We start from the raw sequence: 20,086 nt of genomic DNA on the forward strand, positions 1-20,086 counted from the left end.
GGACGACCATGACGTCTTCGAAGCGAAACCGCGCCGAGGCCCTGCCCCAGGACCTCCAGGAAGTGCTCCGCCGCCGGCTCGCCGGACGCGCCGCCGGCACCCCCGCCGCCGCCCGGCAGGCGATCCCGCGGGCGGACCGCACCCGGCCGCTGCCCCTGTCCTTCGCCCAGCAGCGCCTGTGGTTCCTCGACCGGCTGCGCCCCGGCGACGCCCGCTACAACAGCGCGGTCGCGCTGCGTCTCACCGGGCCCCTCGACCACACCGCCCTGTCCGGCGCGCTGGAGCACGTGGTCGGGCGGCACGAGGCCCTGCGCACCACGTTCCAGGAGACCGACGGCAGACCCGTGCAGATCGTCCATCCCGCCGGGCCGGTCCCGCTGCCCGTGCGGGACCTGACGGCTCCCGGCGAGCAGCCGGCCGACCTGGACGCCGTACTGCCGGCCGAGTACGAGCGCCCCTTCGACCTGCGGACCGGGCCGCTGCTGCGCGCCCTGCTGCTGCGGGAGGCGCCCGACGCGCACGTCCTGCTGCTGACGGCCCATCACATCGTCACAGACGGCTGGTCGATGGGCGTGCTGCTGCAGGAGCTGTGCGCCGCCTACGACGCCCTCGCCCGGGGCGCCCGGCCCGCGTCGGAGCCGGTGGCCACGCAGTACCCGGACTTCGCCGTCTGGCAGCGCGAGCACCTGTCCGGGGCCCGGCTGGAGCGTGAACTGGCGCACTGGAAGGAGCGGTTGACGGGCGCGGTGGCGCCCGAACTGCCGCTGGACCGGCCGCGCCGCGGCGAGGAGTCCGGCGCGGGCGCGGTGCACACCTTCACCGTCCCGGCGGACACCACGGCCCGGCTGAAGCACCTCGCGGCCGGTCAGCACACCACGCTGTTCACCGCCCTGGTCGCCGCCTGCCAGGCCCTGCTGGCCCGCTGGTCCGGGCAGGACGACATCACCGTCGGCTCGCTGACCCCCGGCCGCGGCCGTACCGACCTGGAACAGGCCGTCGGCTTCTTCGTCAACACCGTCGCGCTGCGCACCCGCGTCGAGACCGGCGGTTCCTTCCGCGAGCTGCTCACCGCCGCCGCCGACACCGTCAACGACGCCTTCGCGCACGGCGACACGCCGTTCGAACGGCTGGTGGAGGCCGTCGGCGCGACCCGGGAGCCGGGCCGCAACCCCCTGTTCGACGTGATGGTCCTGCTGCACCCCGCGCCGCCCGCCGCACCCGACCCGCACGGCCTGGCCACCGCCCCGGTCACCGTGCCCCGGAGGGCTGCCGCGTTCGACCTGAGCGTGGAGTTCGTCCCGGACGGGGACGGGCTGACCGGCCTGCTGGAGTACCGCACCGACCTGTTCGACCCGGCCACCGCCGAGCGCATGGCGGACCAGCTGCTGCGCACGCTGGACGGCGCCGCCGCCGAACCCGACCGGCCGCTCGGCGCCCTGCCCCTGCTCTCGCCCCGGCAGACGCGGCAGGTGACGCGGGACTGGAACGCGACCGCGCGCCCCGTACCCGAGGAGACCCTGCCCGAGCTGTTCGCGCGGCAGACCGCCCGCACCCCGCACGCCACCGCCCTGGTCACCGGGGACGTGACCCTGGACTACGCGGCACTCGACGCCCGCGCCGACCGCCTGGCCCGCCACCTAGTGGAGCGCGGCGCGGGCCCCGAGCGGCTGGTCGCGCTCCGCCTGCCGCGCACCGCCGACATGATCGTGGCGATCCTCGCCGTCTGGAAGTCGGGCGCCGGCTACCTGCCCCTGGACCCCGCGCTGCCCGAGGACCGGGTGCGGTTCCTGCTGGACGACGCGCGGCCCGCGCTCGTCCTGGACGAGGCCGCGCTGCGGGACGTACCCGACACCGCTCCCGACACGCCCTCCTGCTGCCTCGCCCCGCCGCATCCCGACACCACCGCCTACGTCATCTACACCTCCGGCTCCACCGGCCGCCCCAAGGGCGTGGCCGTGGCCCACCGCTCCCTGGCGAACCTCCTGGCGAGCCACCGCGAGGGCTTCGTCGCCGAGGCGGGCGGCGGGCCCCTTCGGGTGGCCCTGACGGCGTCGTTCTCCTTCGACACCTCCCTGGAGGGCGTGCTGCTGATGGCCGACGGCCACCCGCTGCACCTCGTCGACGAGACGACCCGGCTGGACGCCGCCGCACTGGTCGAGTACGTCGTCGAGCACCGCGTCGACTTCCTCGACCTGACCCCCACCTACCTGCGCCAGCTGCTGCCCGCCGGGCTCCTCACCGACCCCCGCCACCACCCCCGGGTGCTGATGCTCGGCGGCGAGGCCGTCGGACCGGGCCTGTGGCGGGAGCTGGCCGGGCACGCGGACGTGGCCGCGTACAACTTCTACGGGCCCACCGAGTGCACGGTCGACGCGCTGGCCTGCCGCATCGAGGGCGACGGCCGCCCGACCGTGGGCCGGCCGCTGGCCAACGTGCGCGCCTACGTCCTCGACGACCGGCTGCGGCCCGTGCCGCCCGGTGTGGGCGGCGAGCTGTACCTGGCCGGCGTGCAACTGGCGCGCGGCTACGCGGGCCGGCCGGGGCTCACCGCCGCACGGTTCCTGCCCGACCCGTTCGGCCCGCCCGGCGCCCGCATGTACCGCACCGGCGACCTGGCCCGCTGGACCGGCGACGGCCGCCTGGACTACCTGGGGCGCGCCGACGACCAGGTCAAGGTGCGCGGCCACCGCATCGAGCCCGGCGAGGTGGAGGCGGCCCTGACGGACCTGCCCGGGGTGGCGGCCGCCGCGGTCGTCGCCGTCGCCGATCCGCACGGCCACACCCGGCTGGCCGCCTACCTCGTCCCCGCCGACCGCGGCACGCGGCTCGTCGCGGGCGAGGTGCGGGCGGCCTGCCGGCGCGTGCTGCCCGACCACATGGTGCCGTCCTCCTTCACCGTCCTGGACGCCCTGCCGACGACCGTCAGCGGCAAGGTCGACCGGCGGGCCCTGCCCGCACCCGACCTCGACGGCGGCGAGCGCGAGAGGGAGTTCGTCGCCCCGCGCACTGCCGAGGAGGAGACCCTCGCCCGGATCTGGGCGGAGGTGCTGGGCGCGCGCCGGGTCGGCGTGACGGACAACTTCTTCGAGCTGGGCGGCGACTCCATCCTCAGCATCCAGGCCGTCTCCCGCGCCCGCGCGGCCGGCCTGCACCTGACCTCGCGGGACGTCTTCCGCCACCAGACCGTCGCCGACCTCGCCGCCGCCGCGTCGGCGCGCACCGCCGCCGTGCCCGCGCCCCGGCGGCCGCGCGAGGAGGGCCCGGCGCCGCTGACACCGATCCAGGAGTGGTTCTTCGCCGCGCACGGCCCGCTGCGCCACTTCACCATGTCGATGCTGCTGGACCTGCCGCGCGACCTGGACGAGCGGGCCCTGGAGCGCGCCCTGGAGGCACTGGCCGCCCGGCATCCCGCGCTGCGCACCCGTTTCGCGCGCTCGGGGGACACCTGGCGCCAGCACCCCGGCGAGGGCCCCGGCACCGGCCTGCTCGCCCGCCACGACCTGTCCCGCACCGCCGACCCGGCGGCCGCCCGCGAGGAGGCCGCCGAGACCGCCCGCGCCGCCCTCGACCCGGAGACCGGCACCCTGCTGCGCGCGGCCCTGCTGACCTGCCCCGGCGAGCGCCCCCAGCTGTTCCTGACCGCCCACCACCTGGCCGTGGACAGCGTCTCCTGGCGCATCCTCCTCGCCGACCTCGCCCAGGCCTACCGGCAGGCGGCCCAGGGCGACCCGGTCGAACTGGAGCCCGTCGCCACGCCGTTCGCCGACTGGGCCGCGCACCTGTCCCGCCGGGTGCGCGCCGGCGACCTCGACACCGACCTGGCGCACTGGACGGCCGAGGCCTCCGAGGCCCGCACCCCGCTGCCCGTGGACCGCCCCGGCACCCCGCTCGCCGGCTCGGTCCGCACCCTGCGCACCCGCGTGGACCGCGCCACCACCGGCGCCCTCCTGCGCCAGGTGCCCGCGGTCTACCGGACGCAGGTCAACGACGTGCTGCTCAGCGCGCTGAGCCGGGTCCTCGCCGACTGGACGGGCACCGGACGGGCGACCGTCGCCCTGGAGGGCCACGGCCGCGAGGACGACACGCTCGACCTGTCCCGCACGGTGGGCTGGTTCACCACCCAGTACCCCGTCACCCTCACGCCCGCCGGGCCGTCCGGCGCGCCCGACTGGGGCGCCACCCTGAAGGCGGTGAAGGAACGCCTGCGGGCCGTACCCCGGCACGGCCTCGGCTACGAGGCCCTGGCCCGCCTCGGCTCACCCGACCCCGCCGCCCGCGCCCTGCGCGACCTCCCGCTGCCGCAGGTCTGCTTCAACTACCACGGCCAGTGGGAGGCCGGCGACGGGCGGGACTTCACCCCGGCGGGCGAGGTGCCCGGACGCGACGTCGCCGCCGGCGAACCGCTGGACCACCTGCTGGACGTCTCCGCCGTGGTCGCGGGCGGCGAACTGGAGATCACCTGGCACTACAGCGACCAGGTGCACGACGAGGACACCGTCCGCGCCCTCGCCGACGGCATGACCCGCGCGCTCACCGCGATCACCGAGCACTGCGCCCGCCCCGGCGCGGGCGGCCGCACCCCGTCCGACTTCCCGCTGGCCCGCCTCGACCAGGACCGCCTGGACCGGCTCGCCGGCGACGGACGGGACGTGGAGGACATCCTGCCGCTGACCCCGCTGCAGGAGGGCATGCTCTTCCACCGGCTGGTCGGCGGCGACGAAGACGTCTACGTCGACCAGGCGGCGCTCCTGCTGGACGGCGTCGCCGACCCGCACGCCTTCGCCGCGGCCTGGCAGCGCGTCACCGAGCGCACGCCCGCCCTGCGCACCTGCGTGGTCTGGGAGGACGTCCCCGTACCCCTCCAGGTCGTGCGCCGGGACGTACGGGTGCCGGTCACCCACCTCGACTGGCGGGACCTGGACGAGCCGGAGCGGGCCGAGCGCCTGGCCCGGCTGCGGGCGGACGACCTGGCCCGCGGCATCGACCTGGCCGCCGCACCGCTGATGCGCCTCACCCTGGTCCGCCTGCCCGACGCGCGGCTGCACCTGCTGTGGACCTCCCACCACCTGATCCTCGACGGCTGGAGCCTGGCCCAGGTACTGACCGAGGTCTGCGAGGAGTACGCGGCGCTCACCGCCGGCACCGAGTCCCGGCCGCCGGTACGGCGCCCCTTCGGCGACTACGTCCGCTGGCTCGCCGAACAGGACCCCGCCGCCGCCCGCGCGCACTGGCAGGGCGTCCTCGCCGGTTTCACCACCCCCACTCCGCTGCCCGCCGACCGCCCCCTGCGCGACGCCCACCTGGCCCGTTCCGCCGGTGTGCACACGGCCGGCCTGGACGACGGGACGTCGGCCCGGCTGGCGCGCACCGCACGCGAGGCCGGCCTCACCCTCAACACGGTCGTGCAGGGCGCCTGGGCACTGCTGCTCGCCCGCTACGGCGCCGAGGACGACGTGGTGTTCGGCACCACCGTGTCCGGCCGGCCCGACGACCTGCCCGGCGTCGAGTCGATGGTGGGCATGTTCATCAACACCGTGCCCACCCGGGTCCGCGTCGACGCCGGACGCACGGCCCGCGTCTGGCTGCGCGAACTGCAGGACGCCCAGGCCGAGTCGAGGCGCTTCGCGGCCGTGTCGCTGGCCGAGCTCACCCAGCTCAGCCAGGTGCCCTCCGGCAGCCCGCTGTTCCACAGCATGGTCGCCTTCGAGAACTACCCCTTCGACGAGGCCCGCACCGCCGGCTCCGGGGTGCGCCTGGCCGAGGTCACCTCACGCGACGCCACCAACTACCCCCTCGTGCTGCGCGCCTACCACGGCGAATGCCTCGGCTTCGACCTCGCCTACGATCCCGCCCTGTTCGACGCGGCGACCGTCCGCTCCCTCGCCGACCGGCTGTGCCTGCTGCTCACGGAGCTGGCAGACGGCCCCGACCGGCCGCTGCGCGCCCTGGCCTGGACGACGGCCGCGGAACGGCGGCGGATGCTCACCGACTGGAACGGCACCGAGCACGGCCGCCCCGGCCGGACCCTGGTGGACCTGTTCGAGGAGCAGGCCGCCCGCACCCCCGCCGCCGACGCCGTCACCTGCGGAGGCGAGCACCTGGACTACGCCACGCTCGACGCCCGCGCCGGCCGGCTCGCCCACCGGCTCGCCGAACTCGGCGCCGCACCCGAGCGGTTCGTCGCCCTCGCCCTGCCCCGCTCCGTCGAGCAGGTCGTCGCGATCCTCGCCGTCCTGAAGACCGGCGCGGCCTACCTCCCGATCGACGCGGCCTCACCCGCCGAACGCATCGGCGGACTCCTCGCCGACGCCGCCCCGGTGGCACTGGTGACCACGACCGGCGCCGCCGCCCGGACCGACGGCGCCGGCGTGCCCGCCGTCCTCCTGGACGACGCGGACACCGAGGCAGACCTCGCCCGCCGCCCGGCCACCGGCCCCGCCCCGGCCCGCCGCCCGCTGCCGGAGAGCCCCGCCTACGCCATCTACACCTCCGGCTCCACCGGCCGCCCCAAGGGCGTGGTGATCCCGCACGCCAACGTGGTGCGGCTGTTCACCCGGACCAGCCACTGGTTCGGCTTCGGCCCGGACGACGTGTGGACGATGTTCCACTCCTACGCGTTCGACTTCTCCGTGTGGGAGCTGTGGGGCCCCCTGCTGCACGGCGGCCGGCTCGTGGTCGTGCCCGACGAGACCGCCCGTTCCCCGGAGGACTTCCTGCGCCTGCTCGCGGACGAGCGGGTCACCGTCCTCAACCAGACGCCGTCCGCGTTCTACCCGCTGATCCGCGCCGACGCCGACCACCCCGGAACCGGCGCCCGCCTCGCGCTGCGCACGGTGGTCTTCGGCGGCGAGGCCCTGGACACCGGCAGGCTCGCCGACTGGTGGACGCGCCACCCGGCCTCCGCCCCCCGGCTGGTCAACATGTACGGCATCACCGAGACCACCGTGCACGTCACCTACGCCCCGCTCGACCCCGCCACCGCCGCCGACGGCCCCGCCAGCCCCATCGGCACGGCCATCGAGGACCTGCGGGTGTACGTGCTCGACGCGGACCTGGCACCCGTGCCGCCCGGCGCGACCGGCGAACTGTACGTGGCGGGGGAGGGCCTGGCCCGCGGCTACCTGGGACGCCCCGGCCTCACCGCCACCCGCTTCCTCGCCGACCCCTTCGGCCGGCCCGGCAGCCGCATGTACCGCACGGGCGACCGGGCGAAGTGGCGGGCCGACGGCACCCTGGAGTACCTGGGCCGCGCCGACGCCCAGGTGAAGATCCGCGGCTATCGCATCGAACCCGGCGAGATCGAGGCCGCCCTGCACACCCACCCCGGCGTCGCCGACGCCGCGGTCGGCGTGCTCGAGGACGCCTCCGGCACCCGCCGGCTCGTGGCGCACGTCGTCGGCTCCGGCGGTACGGTCCCCGCGGCGGCCGCACTGCGCGCCCACCTGGAGCGCCTGCTGCCCGCCCACATGGTGCCCGCCGCCTACGTCCCGATGGACGCGCTGCCGCTCACCGTCAACGGCAAGCTCGACCGGCGCGCGCTGCCCGCGCCGGGACCGGACGGCTACGCCGCCGGCACCGACCGGACCCCGCCGCGCACGCCCGCCGAACGGCTGGTCGCCGCCGCCTGGACGGACGTATTGGGAGTGGCCGAGGTCCACGCCGGCGACGACTTCTTCGCGCTCGGCGGCGACTCCATCCTCGCCGTCCGCGTCACCGCCCGCCTGCGCGCCGCGTTCGGCCCCGGCGTCTCCCCGAGGCTGCTGTTCACCCGTCCCACGGTCGCCGCCCTGGCCGCCGAACTCGGCGAACCGGCCGGTGACACGGCCGCCGCCGCGCAGGCCGACGCGATACCGGCGACCGACCCGCGCACACCGGCGCCGCTGTCGTACGCCCAGCAGCGCCTGTGGTTCCTCGACCGGTTCGAGCCCGGCAGCACCGAGTACACGACGCTGTCCGTGCTCCGCCTGCGCGGACCGCTCGACGAGGACGCCCTGCGCACCGCGCTGGACGGCCTCGTCGTCCGGCACGAGGCGCTGCGCACCACGTTCACCGAACAGGACGGACAGGCACTGCAGGTGGTCAACCCGCCGCACCGGGTCGACCTGCCCGTGGACGACCTCACCACGGCCCCGGACGCGCGGGCGGCGCTGGACGCGCTGCTGGAGCGCGAGGCCGCCACACCCTTCGACCTGGCGGCCGGGCCGCTGCTGCGCGCCCGGCTGGCCCGCCTGGCCGTCGGCCAGCAGGACGAGCACGGCGACCACGTCCTGGTCCTCGCCGTCCACCACATCGTCACCGACGGCTGGTCGCTCGGCGTCCTCGGCCGGGACCTGGGCGAGCTGTACACGGCGGCGCACGAGGGCCGCCGCCCCGAACTGCCCGGCCTGCCCGTCCGGTACGCCGACCACGCCACCTGGCAGCGCACCCACGCCGACCACGCCGAACGGCAACTCGCCCACTGGCGCGAGCGGCTGGACGGAGTGCCCCCGCTGGAGCCGCCGACCGACCGGCCGCGCCCCGCCGTACGGACCCGGGACGGCGCCCTGGTCACCTTCACCCTGCCCGCCGAACTGACCGACCGGCTGCGCGAGGTGGGCCGCGAGACCGACGCCACCCTGTACATGACGCTGCTGGCCGCCTGCACGGCCCTGCTGTCCCGCTGGGCCGACCAGGACGACTTCGCCGTCGGCACCGTCACCGCCGGCCGTGAACGCCCCGAACTGCACGACGTGGTCGGCATGTTCGTGAACACGCTGGTGCTGCGCAACCGGGTGCGCCCCGGCAGCACCTTCCGCGCACTGCTGGAGCAGGTCCGCGGCACCGTCCTGGACGCGTTCGCCCACCAGGAGGTGCCCTTCGAACGGCTGGTGGACGCCCTCCAGCCCGAGCGGGACACCAGCCGCACCCCCCTGTTCCAGGTCATGGTCGCCCTGCACAACCTGGGTGCCGAGGCGCCCGCGCTCCCCGGCCTGGAGGTCGAGCCGGTCCTGCCACCGGTCCGGAACGCCACGTTCGACCTGGCCTTCGACTTCGTGGAGGGCGACGGCGGCCTCACCGGCCACCTGGAGTACGACACCGGCCTGTTCGACGAGGACACCGTCCGCCGCCTGGCCGACCGCCTGCGGCTGCTGCTCCAGGCGGCGGCACAGGACCCCGACCGGGACGTACGGGCGCTGGAGCTGATGACCGGGGCCGAGCGGCACCAGGTCCTCCACGACTGGCAGGGCCCCCGCCTCGCGGTCCCGGAGACCACCTTCCCCGCCCTGTTCGAGGCGCAGGCCACCCGCACCCCGCACGCCACCGCCCTGGTGGCACGGGACGCCACGCTCGGCTTCGCCGCCCTCAACGAGCGCGCCAACCGCCTCGCCCACCACCTCCTCGCGCGGGGCGTCGCCCCCGAGCGGGTGGTCGCCGTACGGCTGCCGCGCACCTCCGACCTGGTGGTGGCGGTGCTCGCCGTCGCCAAGGCGGGCGGCACCCTGCTCTGCCTCGACCCCGGCCTGCCCGAGGAACGCGCCGCCCACCTCCTCGCCGACGCGAACCCGCACACCGTGCTGACCGCCGAGGCACTGCGCGACACGCCGTGGGACCGGCTGCCGGCCCACGACCCCACCGACCACGACCGCCTCACCCCGCTGCGCCCGGACCACGCCGCCTACATCGTCTACACCTCCGGATCCACCGGCCGCCCCAAGGGCGTCGTCGTCGAGCACCGCCACCTCGTCAACCTCTGTCACGACCACCGCGAGGGGCTCGTCGCCCCGCACACCGCGGACGGGCGCCGGCTGCGCGCCGCGCTGAGCGCGTCGTTCTCCTTCGACACCTCCTGGGAGGGACCGCTGCTGCTCGCCCTCGGGCAGGAGGTCCACCTCGTCGACGAGGACGTGCGCCTGGACCCGGACGCGTTCTGCGCCCAGGTCGCCGAACGCCGCCTGGACCTGGTGAACGTCACCCCGTCCTTCCTGCGCGAACTCACCGCCGCCGGACTCCTCGCACCCGGCCGCCACCACCCGCGCGTCCTGCTGGTCGGCGGCGAGGCGACCGGCCCCGACGCCTGGCGGGAGCTGTGCGCCGCCGCCGGCCTCGGCGTCACCGCGTACAACATGTACGGGCCCACCGAGTGCACCGTCGACGCCACCTACGGGCGCTGCGCCGACCACCTGGACCGGCCGGTCATCGGCCGCCCCGGCCGCAACCTGCGCGCCTACGTCCTCGACGGCTCTCTGCGCCCCGTACCGCCCGGCGTGCCCGGCGAGCTGTACCTGGCCGGCGCGCAGGTGGCCCGCGGCTACCTGGGCCGCCCCGGCCTGACCGCGTCCCGCTTCCTCGCCGACCCGTTCGGCGCGCCGGGTGGGCCCCTCCTGCCCGATGGCGGGCAAGGAGGGAGGATGTACCGCACCGGCGACCGCGCCCGCTGGAACCGGCGGGGGCAGTTGGAGTTCCTGGGCCGCGCCGACGAGCAGATCAAGATCCGCGGCTTCCGCATCGAACCCGGCGAGGTCGAGGCCGCGCTGCTCGCCCACCCGGACGTGTCCGAGGCCGTCGTGACGGCACGCGAACACGCGGGCCGGCCCATGCTCGTGGCCTACGTCGTACCCGCCCAGGGCACCGTCCCGAGCGCCGACGCACTGCGCCTCGCGCTGCGGCGCACCCTGCCGGACCACATGGTGCCGGCGGCGTTCGTCCCCCTGGCGCGGATCCCGCGCACCAGCACCGGCAAGACCGACCGGCGCGCCCTGCCCGCCCCGCCCGCGCAACCGGACCCCGCCACGGCGTACGTGGCACCGCGCCCCGGCACCGAGGAAACCCTGGCCGGCATCTGGGCGGACGTCCTGCGGGTCGACCGGGTGGGCGCGCGGGACAACTTCTTCGCGCTCGGCGGCGACTCCATCCTCAGCATCCAGATCGTCTCCCGGGCCCGCCGGGCGGGACTTGCGCTGACCACCAAGGACGTCTTCCGCCACCAGACCGTGGCCGAACTCGCCCTCCACGCCACCGAGACGGCTCCCGCGGCGGCGGCCGCGGCCCCGCCCGCCGAGGCGCCGCTCACGCCCATCCAGCACTGGTACCTCGACGGCCGCCGTCCCGGCGACCCGCTGCGCTTCACCATGTCGCAGCGGCTCGAACTCGCCCCCGGAACCGACCTGTCCGCCCTGCGCGCGGCCGTCGACGCCCTCGTCCGCCACCATCCGGCCCTGCGCACCCGCTTCCGCCCGGCCGGCGACGGCCGGCGCCAGGACGTCCTGCCGGACATCCTCGAAGGCATCCTCACCCACCATGACGTGACCGGTCTGGACGGTGCCGCGCTGGAGGCCGAGGTGCGGCGCGCGGCGGACGCGGCCCGGGACTCCCTCGACCCGGCCGAGGGCCGGGTGGCGCGCGTCCTGCTCTTCGACCGCGGCCCGGAGCTGCCCGCCCAACTCCTCCTCACCGTGCACCACTTGGTCGTCGACGGCGTCTCCTGGCGGATCCTGCTGGCCGACCTGGAGACCGCCCACCGCCAGGCCGCCGCCGGACGGCCCGTCGACCTGCCCCCGGCCACCACCGCCTACGGGCACTGGGCGGCCCGGCTGGAGTCGCACACCCGGTCCGGCGCCCTGGACGGCGACCTCGCCCACTGGCAGCGCACCGCGGCGGCCCCCGCCGCCCTGCCCGCGGGGCGGCCCGGCCCCAACACCCACGGCACCGCCGCCACGGTCACCGTGGAGCTGGACGCGGAGACGACCGACGCCCTGCTGCGCCGGGTCCCGGAGGTCTACCGCACCCAGGTCAACGACGTCCTGCTCAGCGCCCTCGGCCGCACTCTGGCCCGCTGGTGCGGCCGCGACACCGTACTCGTCGGCGTGGAGGGCCACGGCCGCGAGGACCTCTTCGACGACATCGACCTCTCCCGGACCGTCGGCTGGTTCACCGCCGAGCACCCCCTCGCGCTGACGGTCGCGCCCGACGCCGGCTGGCACGACACCCTGCGCTCGGTGAAGGAGCAGCTGCGGGCGGTGCCCCTGCACGGCCTGAGCTACGGCGCGCTGCGCCACCTGCTGCCCGGCAGCCCGCTGACCGGCGCCCCCGCACCGCAGGTCGGCTTCAACTACCACGGCCGGTGGGACACCGGCGGCGACGGCGGCGGTCTGTACCGCGCCGCCCTGCCCCCGGCCGGCTCCGACACCGACCCCGACGCGCCCCGCCCCTACCTGCTCGACCTCACCGGCGTCGTCCAGGACGGCAGGCTCGAACTCGGCTGGACCTACCCGCCGGCCGTCTACGACGAGTCCACCGTCCGCGCGCTCGCCGACGAGATGTGCGCGGCGCTGCGCGACATCGCGGCCCACTGCGCCCGCCCGGACGCGGGCGGCCGCACCCCGTCGGACTACCCGCTCGCCGGGCTCGGCCAGCGGGAGCTGGACGGCCTCGTCGGCGACGGCCGGCACGTGGCGGACGTCCTGCCGCTGACGCCCCTGCAGGCCGGCATGCTCTTCCACGGCCTGGTCGACACGGCCGGCGCCTACTTCGACCGGACGGCCGTCCGGCTGTCCGGGGTGAGCGACCCGCGGGCCTTCGCCGCGGCCTGGCAGCAGGTCGCCGACCGCACCGAGGCGCTGCGCACCAGCGTGCACTGGCAGGGCCTGCCGCACCCGGTCCAGGTCGTCCACCACCGCGTGGAGCTGCCCGTCACCCACCTCGACTGGCGGCACCTGACATCCGGGCAGCGGGAGCGGGAGACCGGGGAGCTGCTGGCCGCCGACCGCACGGCCGGCATGGACCTCACCACCGCACCCCTGGCCCGCCTCACCCTGGCCGCGCTGCCCGGCGACGAGATCCTGCTGCTGTGGTCCTCCCACCACCTGATCCTGGACGGCTGGAGCACCGGGCAGCTGCTCACCGAGGTGTGCGAGCGCTACGCCGCGCTCACCGGCGGCCGCGAGGCCCCCGTACCGGTCCGGCGCCCGTTCTCCGACTTCGTGCGCTGGCTGCACGACCAGGACGAGCAGGCGGCCGAGGCGCACTGGGCCGGCGTCCTCGCCGGCTTCCCGGCCCGCACCCCGCTGCCGTACGACCGCACCCCGGCCGAGGCGCACCGGGCCCGCGCCGCCGCCACCGTGCACCGGCACCTGGACGAGCGGGTCTCGACGCGGCTGCGGGAGACGGCGGCACGGGCCGGGCTGACGGTGAACACCGTGGTCGAGGGCGCCTGGGCGCTGCTGCTGGCCCGCCACGGCGGACGCGACGACGTCGTGTTCGGCACGACCGTCTCCGGCCGCCCGGCCGAACTGCCGGGCGTGGAGGCGATGATCGGCATGTTCATCAACACCGTGCCCACCCGGATCCGCGTCCCGGACGGGGGAGTGGTGTCCTGGCTGCGGGACGTGCAGGAGCGGCAGAGCGACGCCCGCCGCTTCGACTTCCTCGCGCTGCCCCGCATCCAGGCGCTGAGCGACATCCCCGCCGGTGAGGCGCTGTTCGACAGCATGGTGGTCTTCGAGAACTACCCCGTCGACGAGTCCGCCACCGCCCGGACGGGCGTGCGCGTCGAGGAGGTGCGGGCCGACGACGCCCCGACCTTCCCGCTGTGCCTGCGCGCCCACCTCGGCGACCGGCTCGGCATCGACCTCGCCTACGACGCCGGCCTGTTCGACACGGACACCGCCGAACGCCTCGCGGCCCGGCTCGCGGCCGTCCTGACCGCCCTCGCCGACGGCATCGAGGCCGACGCGCAGGTGGCCGGCCTCGCGCTGCTGACCGGGGACGACCGCGCCCTGCTCCGGCGGTGGAACACCCCCGCCCGGCAGCCGGCGCCGCGCAGCCCCGTCGAACTGTTCGCCGACCAGGCCCGCCGCACCCCCGACGCGCCCGCCGTGCGCGACGGCGGCACCGAGCTGACGTACCGCCGCCTCGACGACTGGTCCGACGCCGTGGCGTCCCGGCTCCTCGCCGGCGGCCTGCGGGCGGAGGACCGGGTGGCGCTGCCGATGGACCGCTGCGCCGAACTCGTCGTCGCCCAGCTCGCCGTCCTCAAGGCGGGCGGCGCCTACGTACCGGTGGACGCCCGCGCCCCCGAGGACCGGCGCCGCACGCTGACCGAGCGCGCGGGCGTGACGGCCGAGCTGACCGCCGCGGACGTCGCCGCCGCCCGCACCCCCGTGCCGGGCGCGCCCGCACCCGTGCCCGCGGACGCCGACCGGCTCGCGTACGTGATGTTCACCTCCGGCTCGACCGGCGAACCCAAGGCCGTCGCGGTACGCCACCGGGACGTGGCCGCCCTCGCCACCGACAGCCGCTTCACCGGCGGAGCCTGCGCCCGGGTGCCGCTGCACTCCCCGGTGGCCTTCGACGCCGCCACCTTCGAGGTGTGGGCGCCCCTGCTCACCGGCGGCTGCGTGGTCGTGGCACCGCCCCGGCCCATGGACGCGGCCCTGCTGCGGCACCTGGTCCGCGCCGGCGGCCTGACCGCGCTGTGGCTGACCGCCGGCCTCTTCCGGCTGCTGGCGCAGGACGCGCCGGACTGCTTCGCCGGCCTGCGCCAGGTGTGGACCGGCGGCGACGTGGTGCCCGCCGCCGCCGTGCGCCGCGTGCTGTCCGCCTGCCCCGGCCTCACCGTCGTGGACGGCTACGGCCCCACCGAGACGACGACGTTCGCGACGTCCTTCGCACTCACCGACGCCACCGCCGTCCCCGACACCGTGCCCATCGGCCACCCGCTCGACGACACGCGCGTCCACGTCCTCGACGGCCGGCTGCGGCCCGTGCCGCCGGGCTGCGCCGGCGAGCTGTACGTCGCCGGCGAGGGCGTGGCCCGCGGCTACCTGGGCCGCCCCGGCGACACCGCCGCCCGCTTCCTCGCCGACCCCGCCGGCCCGCCCGGCACCCGCATGTACCGCACCGGCGACCTGGTCCGCCGCCGCCTCGACGGCACGGTCGAGTTCCTGGGCCGCGCCGACGACCAGGTGAAGATCCGCGGTTTCCGCGTCGAACCCGGCGAGGTGGAGGCCGTCCTCGCAGCGCATCCCGACGTGGCGGACGTCGCGGTCGTGGCCCGCGAGGACCGGCCAGGCAGCCGGCGCCTGGTGGCCTACGTGGTCGGACCCGAAGACCTCACGGCCGTACGGGAGTTCGCTGGCCGATCGCTGCCCGACTACCTCGTCCCCTCCGCCTTCGTGACCCTGTCCGCGCTGCCGCTCAGCGGCAACGGCAAGGTCGACCGGGCCGCCCTCCCGGCGCCGGAGCCCGCGAGCGGCGACCGGCGGAGCGAGCCGATCGCACCGCGCACCGACGCCGAGCGGCGCGCCGCCGACGTCTTCGCGGAAGTCCTCTCCACGCGACGGCCCGGTGTGGAGGACGACTTCTTCCAGCTGGGCGGCGACTCCATCCTCAGCATCCGGCTGGCCGCCCGCCTGTCCGAGGCCTTCGGCACCGACGTGTCACCGCGCGCGGTGTTCACCCACCCCACTCCCGCCGCCCTCGCCGCGCTGCTCACCGCGGAGCCGCCCGGCGACGCCGCGCCCACCGCGATCGTCCCCGCCCCCCGCGACACGCCCGCCCCCATGTCGTACGCCCAGCAACGCCTGTGGTTCCTGGAGGAGTTCGCGCCCGGCAGCGGCGAGTACGTCACGGCGCTGGCCCTGCGCCTGCGTGGCCGGCTCCACGTGCCCGCCCTGACCGCGGCCCTGCGCTCCCTGGCCGAGCGGCACGAGGCACTGCGCACCACCTTCGACACGGTGGACGGCCGCGGCGTGCAGATCGTCCACCCGCCGCAGGACGTGCCGCTGCGGCTGCACGACCTGTCGGCGACGGGTGAGACCGGCCGCGCGGAGCGGCTGCGGGACCTGCTGGAGGCCGAGCGCGCCCGCACCTTCGACCTGCGGCGCGGCCCGCTGCTGCACGCCGGGCTGATCAGGCTCACGGACGAGGAGCACGTCCTGACGCTGACCCTGCACCACATCGTCACCGACGGCTGGTCCACCGGCGTCCTCACCGGTGACCTCGCCCACTTCTACCGGACCGAACTGGGCGCGGACGCCGAACCGTTGCCGCCGCTGCCCGTGAGCTACGCCGACTACGCCCACTGGCAGCGCGGCACCGCCACGGACGAGCACCTCGCGTACTGGAAGGAGCACCTGGCCGGTCTGGAGACGCTGGACCTGCCCACCGACCGGCCGCGTCCGGCGGTGCGCACCCACGGCGGCGCCACCGTGCGCCTCGTCCTGCCCCGCGGTACGACCCGCCGCCTGGTCCAGGTGGGCCGGGACCGGCAGGCCACCCTGTTCACGACGCTGGTCGCCGCCGCGCAGGCCTACCTGGCCCGCCTGACCGGCGGCCGGGACATCACGGTCGGCACGGTCACCTCCGGCCGCGACCGCGCCGAGACACAAGCCCTCGTCGGGTTCTTCGTCAACACCCTCGTCCTGCGCTCCCGCGTCGAACCCGGCCGCCCCTTCCCCGGGTTCCTCACCGAGGTGCGCGGGACCGTACGGGACGCCTTCGCCCACCAGGAGGCGCCGTTCGAACGCGTGGTGGACGAGGTGCAGCCCGTCCGCGACACCAGCCGCACCCCCCTGTTCCAGGTCATGGTGGTGCTGCAGAACGCCCCGGCCGCCGACCTCGACCTGCCCGGCGTCGAGGTCGGCGACGTCGACACGGAGCTGCGGCACGCGGCGTTCGACCTCACCCTGGAGTTCGCCGAGACCGCTGCCGGGGAGCTCCACGGCCTGCTCACCTACAACACCGACCTGTTCGACGCGGCCACCGCCGAACGCATGGCCGACCAGCTCGGCACCCTGCTGACCGCCGTCGCCGACGACCCCGACCGGCCCGTGGGCGCGCTGCCGCTCGCCACCGACGAGGCGCTCAAGGCCGTCCTCGACCAGGGCCGCGGCAGCGCCCGCCCGGTGCCCGCGGCGACGCTGCCGGAGCTGTTCGAACGGCAGGCCGCCCGCACCCCCGACGCCGTGGCCCTGGCCGACGCCGACGGCCGCGAGCTGACGTACGCGCAGGTCGAGCGCGCCGCCAACCGGCTGGCGCACCGGCTCATCGCCCGGGGCGTCGGCCCCGAGCGGATCGTGGCACTCGCGCTGCCCCGCGGCGCGGAGACGGTGGTGGCCCAGCTCGCCGTGGCCAAGGCCGGCGGCGCCTTCCTGCCCGTCGACCCCGGCTACCCCGAGCAGCGGCGGGAGTTCATGCTGCGCGACGCGGACGCCTGGCTCGTGCTGGACGACCCCGCCGCCGTACGGGACGCGGACGGGCCGGACACCGCGCCCACGGACGCCGACCGCACGGCCCCGCTGACCGCCGCCCACCCGGCGTACGTGATCTACACGTCCGGTTCCACCGGCACGCCCAAGGGCGTGACCGTGACGCACCGCGGCCTGGCCGCCTTCGCCGCGGCCGCCGCCGAACGCTACGACGCGGGCCCCGGCGACCGGGTCCTGCAGTTCGCCTCGCCCAGCTTCGACGCCTCCGTGCTGGAGCTGTGCGTGTCCCTGCTCAGCGGAGCCACCCTCGTCACCGGGGAGGAGGGCCCCCTCGTCGGCGAACGGCTCGCCCAGGTCCTCGCCGAGCGGCGCGTCAGCCACACCCTGATCCCGCCCGCCGCCCTGGCCACGGTCGACCCCGTGACCGCCGGCGCCCTGCCGCACCTGCGCACCCTCATCGTGGGCGCCGAGGCGTGCCCGGCCCACCTCGTCGAACGGTGGGCACCGGGCCGGCGGATGATCAACTCCTACGGCCCGACCGAGGCCACCGTCGTCGCCACCTGGACCGGCCCCCTCGCCCCGGGCACGGGAGCCCCGCCGATCGGACGCCCCGCCGCCGCCACCCACGTCCACGTCCTCGACGCCGCCCTGCGCCCCGTCCCGCCCGGCGTCACCGGCGAACTGTACGTGGCCGGACCCGGACTGGCCCGCGGCTACCTGAACCGGGCCGGCCTGACCGCCTCCCGCTTCGTCGCCGACCCGTTCGGCGCGCCGGGGGAGCGGATGTACCGCACCGGTGACCTGGCCCGCTGGGACTCCTCCGGCGAGCTGCGCTTCGCCGGACGCGCCGACGACCAGGTGAAGCTGCGCGGCTTCCGCATCGAACCCGGCGAGATCGAGAGCGCTCTGCGCCGCAGCCCGCGGGTGCGCGACGCGGTCGTCACCGTGCGCGGCGGCGGAGCCGACCCGGACGGCGGCTCCGGCGCACGGCTCGTGGCCTACGTCGTACCCGCCGAGGGCGCCGTCGAGGAGCTGCCGGTGGCGGAGCTGCGCGACCACCTCGCCGGACTGCTCCCGGCGCACATGGTCCCGTCGGCGTTCGTCCCGCTGGAGCGCCTGCCGCTCACCCCGAACGGCAAGACCGACCGCGGCGCCCTGCCCGAACCCGGTCCCCTGCACACCGCCGCCGGGCCGCGCACCGCACCGCGCACCGACACCGAACGCCGCATCGCCCGCATCTGGGCCGACGTGCTCGGTGTGGCGGAGGTCGGCGCGCACGACAACTTCTTCCACCTCGGCGGCGACTCCATCCTCAGCATGCAGGTCGTCTCCCGGCTGCGGCGCGACGGACTGCACCTGGCCACCCGCGACCTGTTCACCCACCAGACCGTCGCCGAACTGGCCACCGTCGCCACCGGCGCGCCCCAGCACTCCGAGACCGGACCGGTCAGCGGCGACGTGCCGCTCACCCCCATCCAGGAGTGGTTCCTGACCAGCCCGCGCGCCAGCCACGACCACTTCAACCAGTCGCTGCTGCTGGAACTGGGCACCGCCCCGGACACCGCCGCCCTGGAAACAGCCCTCAACGCCCTGCTCGACCACCACGACGCCCTGCGCATGCGCTTCACCGAGGACGAGAACGGCTGGCACCAGTTCGACCCGCCGCCGTCGGACACCGACCGCGACCGGCTCCTGGCACGCCACGACCTGAGCGGGCTGCCCCCCGCCGAGGCCGACGCGGCGATGGAGAAGGCCGCCGACGACCTGCACACCGGCTTCGACCTGGCGCGCGGTCCCCTGCTGCGGGCGGCCCTGTTCACCGGGGACGCCGACCGGCCCGCCTTCCTCCTCCTGGTCGCCCACCACCTGGTGGTCGACGCAGTGTCCTGGCGCATCCTGCGCGACGACCTGGAGGCCGCCTACCGGCAGGCCGTCCAGGGCGATCCCGTCACGCCGGGGGAGCGCACCACCTCCTTCCTGGACTGGGCCCGGGGCCTGGCCGAACACGTCGCGGCCGGCTCCCTCGACGACGAACTGCCGTACTGGGAAAGGGCGGTCGACACCGAGCCGCTGCCCGCCCGGACACCGGCCGCGCCGGAGACGGGCCACGTCGAGACACTCACCGTCGAACTGGACGAGCCGGACACCGAGGCACTGCTGCGTGCCGCGCCGACCGCCTACCGCACCCGTGTCAACGACGTCCTGCTCACCGCCCTCGCCGTGGCCCTGGCCCGCTGGACCGGCCGCGAGGACGTCCGCCTGGACCTCGAGGGGCACGGCCGCGAGGACATCCTCGACGAGGTGGACCTCTCCCGCACGGTCGGCTGGTTCACCACCGTCCACCCCGTCGCCCTCCACGTGCCCGACCCCGCCGACCTGGGCCCGGCCCGGGACTGGCGGACCCTGGTGAAGTCGGTCCGCCGCCAGCTGCGCGCCGTACCCGGCAACGGCCTGGGCTTCGGCGCCCTGCGCACCTTCGGCCCGCCCGAGGTGCGCGACCGGCTCGGACGAGCCGCGCACGGGCAGGTCGTCTTCAACTACCTCGGCCAGTGGGACGCCCGCCCGGAGACTCCCGGCGACGGCCTGGTGCGCGCCGAGCACGGCTCGTTCGGCCGCCACCACGACCCGCGCGACAGCGGCTCCCACCCGCTGGAGGTCGTCGGCGCGGTGCAGGGCGGCCGGCTGTCCTTCACCTGGCACCACCGGCCCGCCCTCCACGCCACGGACACCGTACGGCGCGTCGCCGACGACTTCGCCGAGGCCCTGCGCCACATCGCCCACCACGCCCGCGGCAGCCGGTGAGGCCCAGCCCCCCGGCCCGCGCCCCACCGCCGGCCACCCACCAGCCCGCCACCCGCGACACATCCGGCCCGCCCCGAACCGAGAGAGCGAGAACGACA

General features: G+C 76.3%; 1 protein-coding gene. It reads left to right on the forward strand.

The genetic code is table 11. The features are described 5' to 3' along the window. The first annotated feature begins 8 nt into the window (after positions 1 to 8). Positions 9 to 19,988, forward strand: a complete 19,980-nt coding sequence (locus AQJ66_RS23860; RefSeq protein ID WP_061926047.1) for a non-ribosomal peptide synthetase — start codon at positions 9 to 11, stop codon at positions 19,986 to 19,988. Positions 19,989 to 20,086 lie beyond the last annotated feature (98 nt).

The organism is Streptomyces bungoensis, assembly GCF_001514215.1.
Lineage (GTDB): Bacteria > Actinomycetota > Actinomycetes > Streptomycetales > Streptomycetaceae > Streptomyces > Streptomyces bungoensis.

Excerpts from the sequence above, each read along its gene's own strand:
- AQJ66_RS23860 (WP_061926047.1), top strand. The coding sequence starts at position 9 with ATGACGTCTTCGAAGCGAAACCGCGCCGAGGCCCTGCCCCAGGACCTC.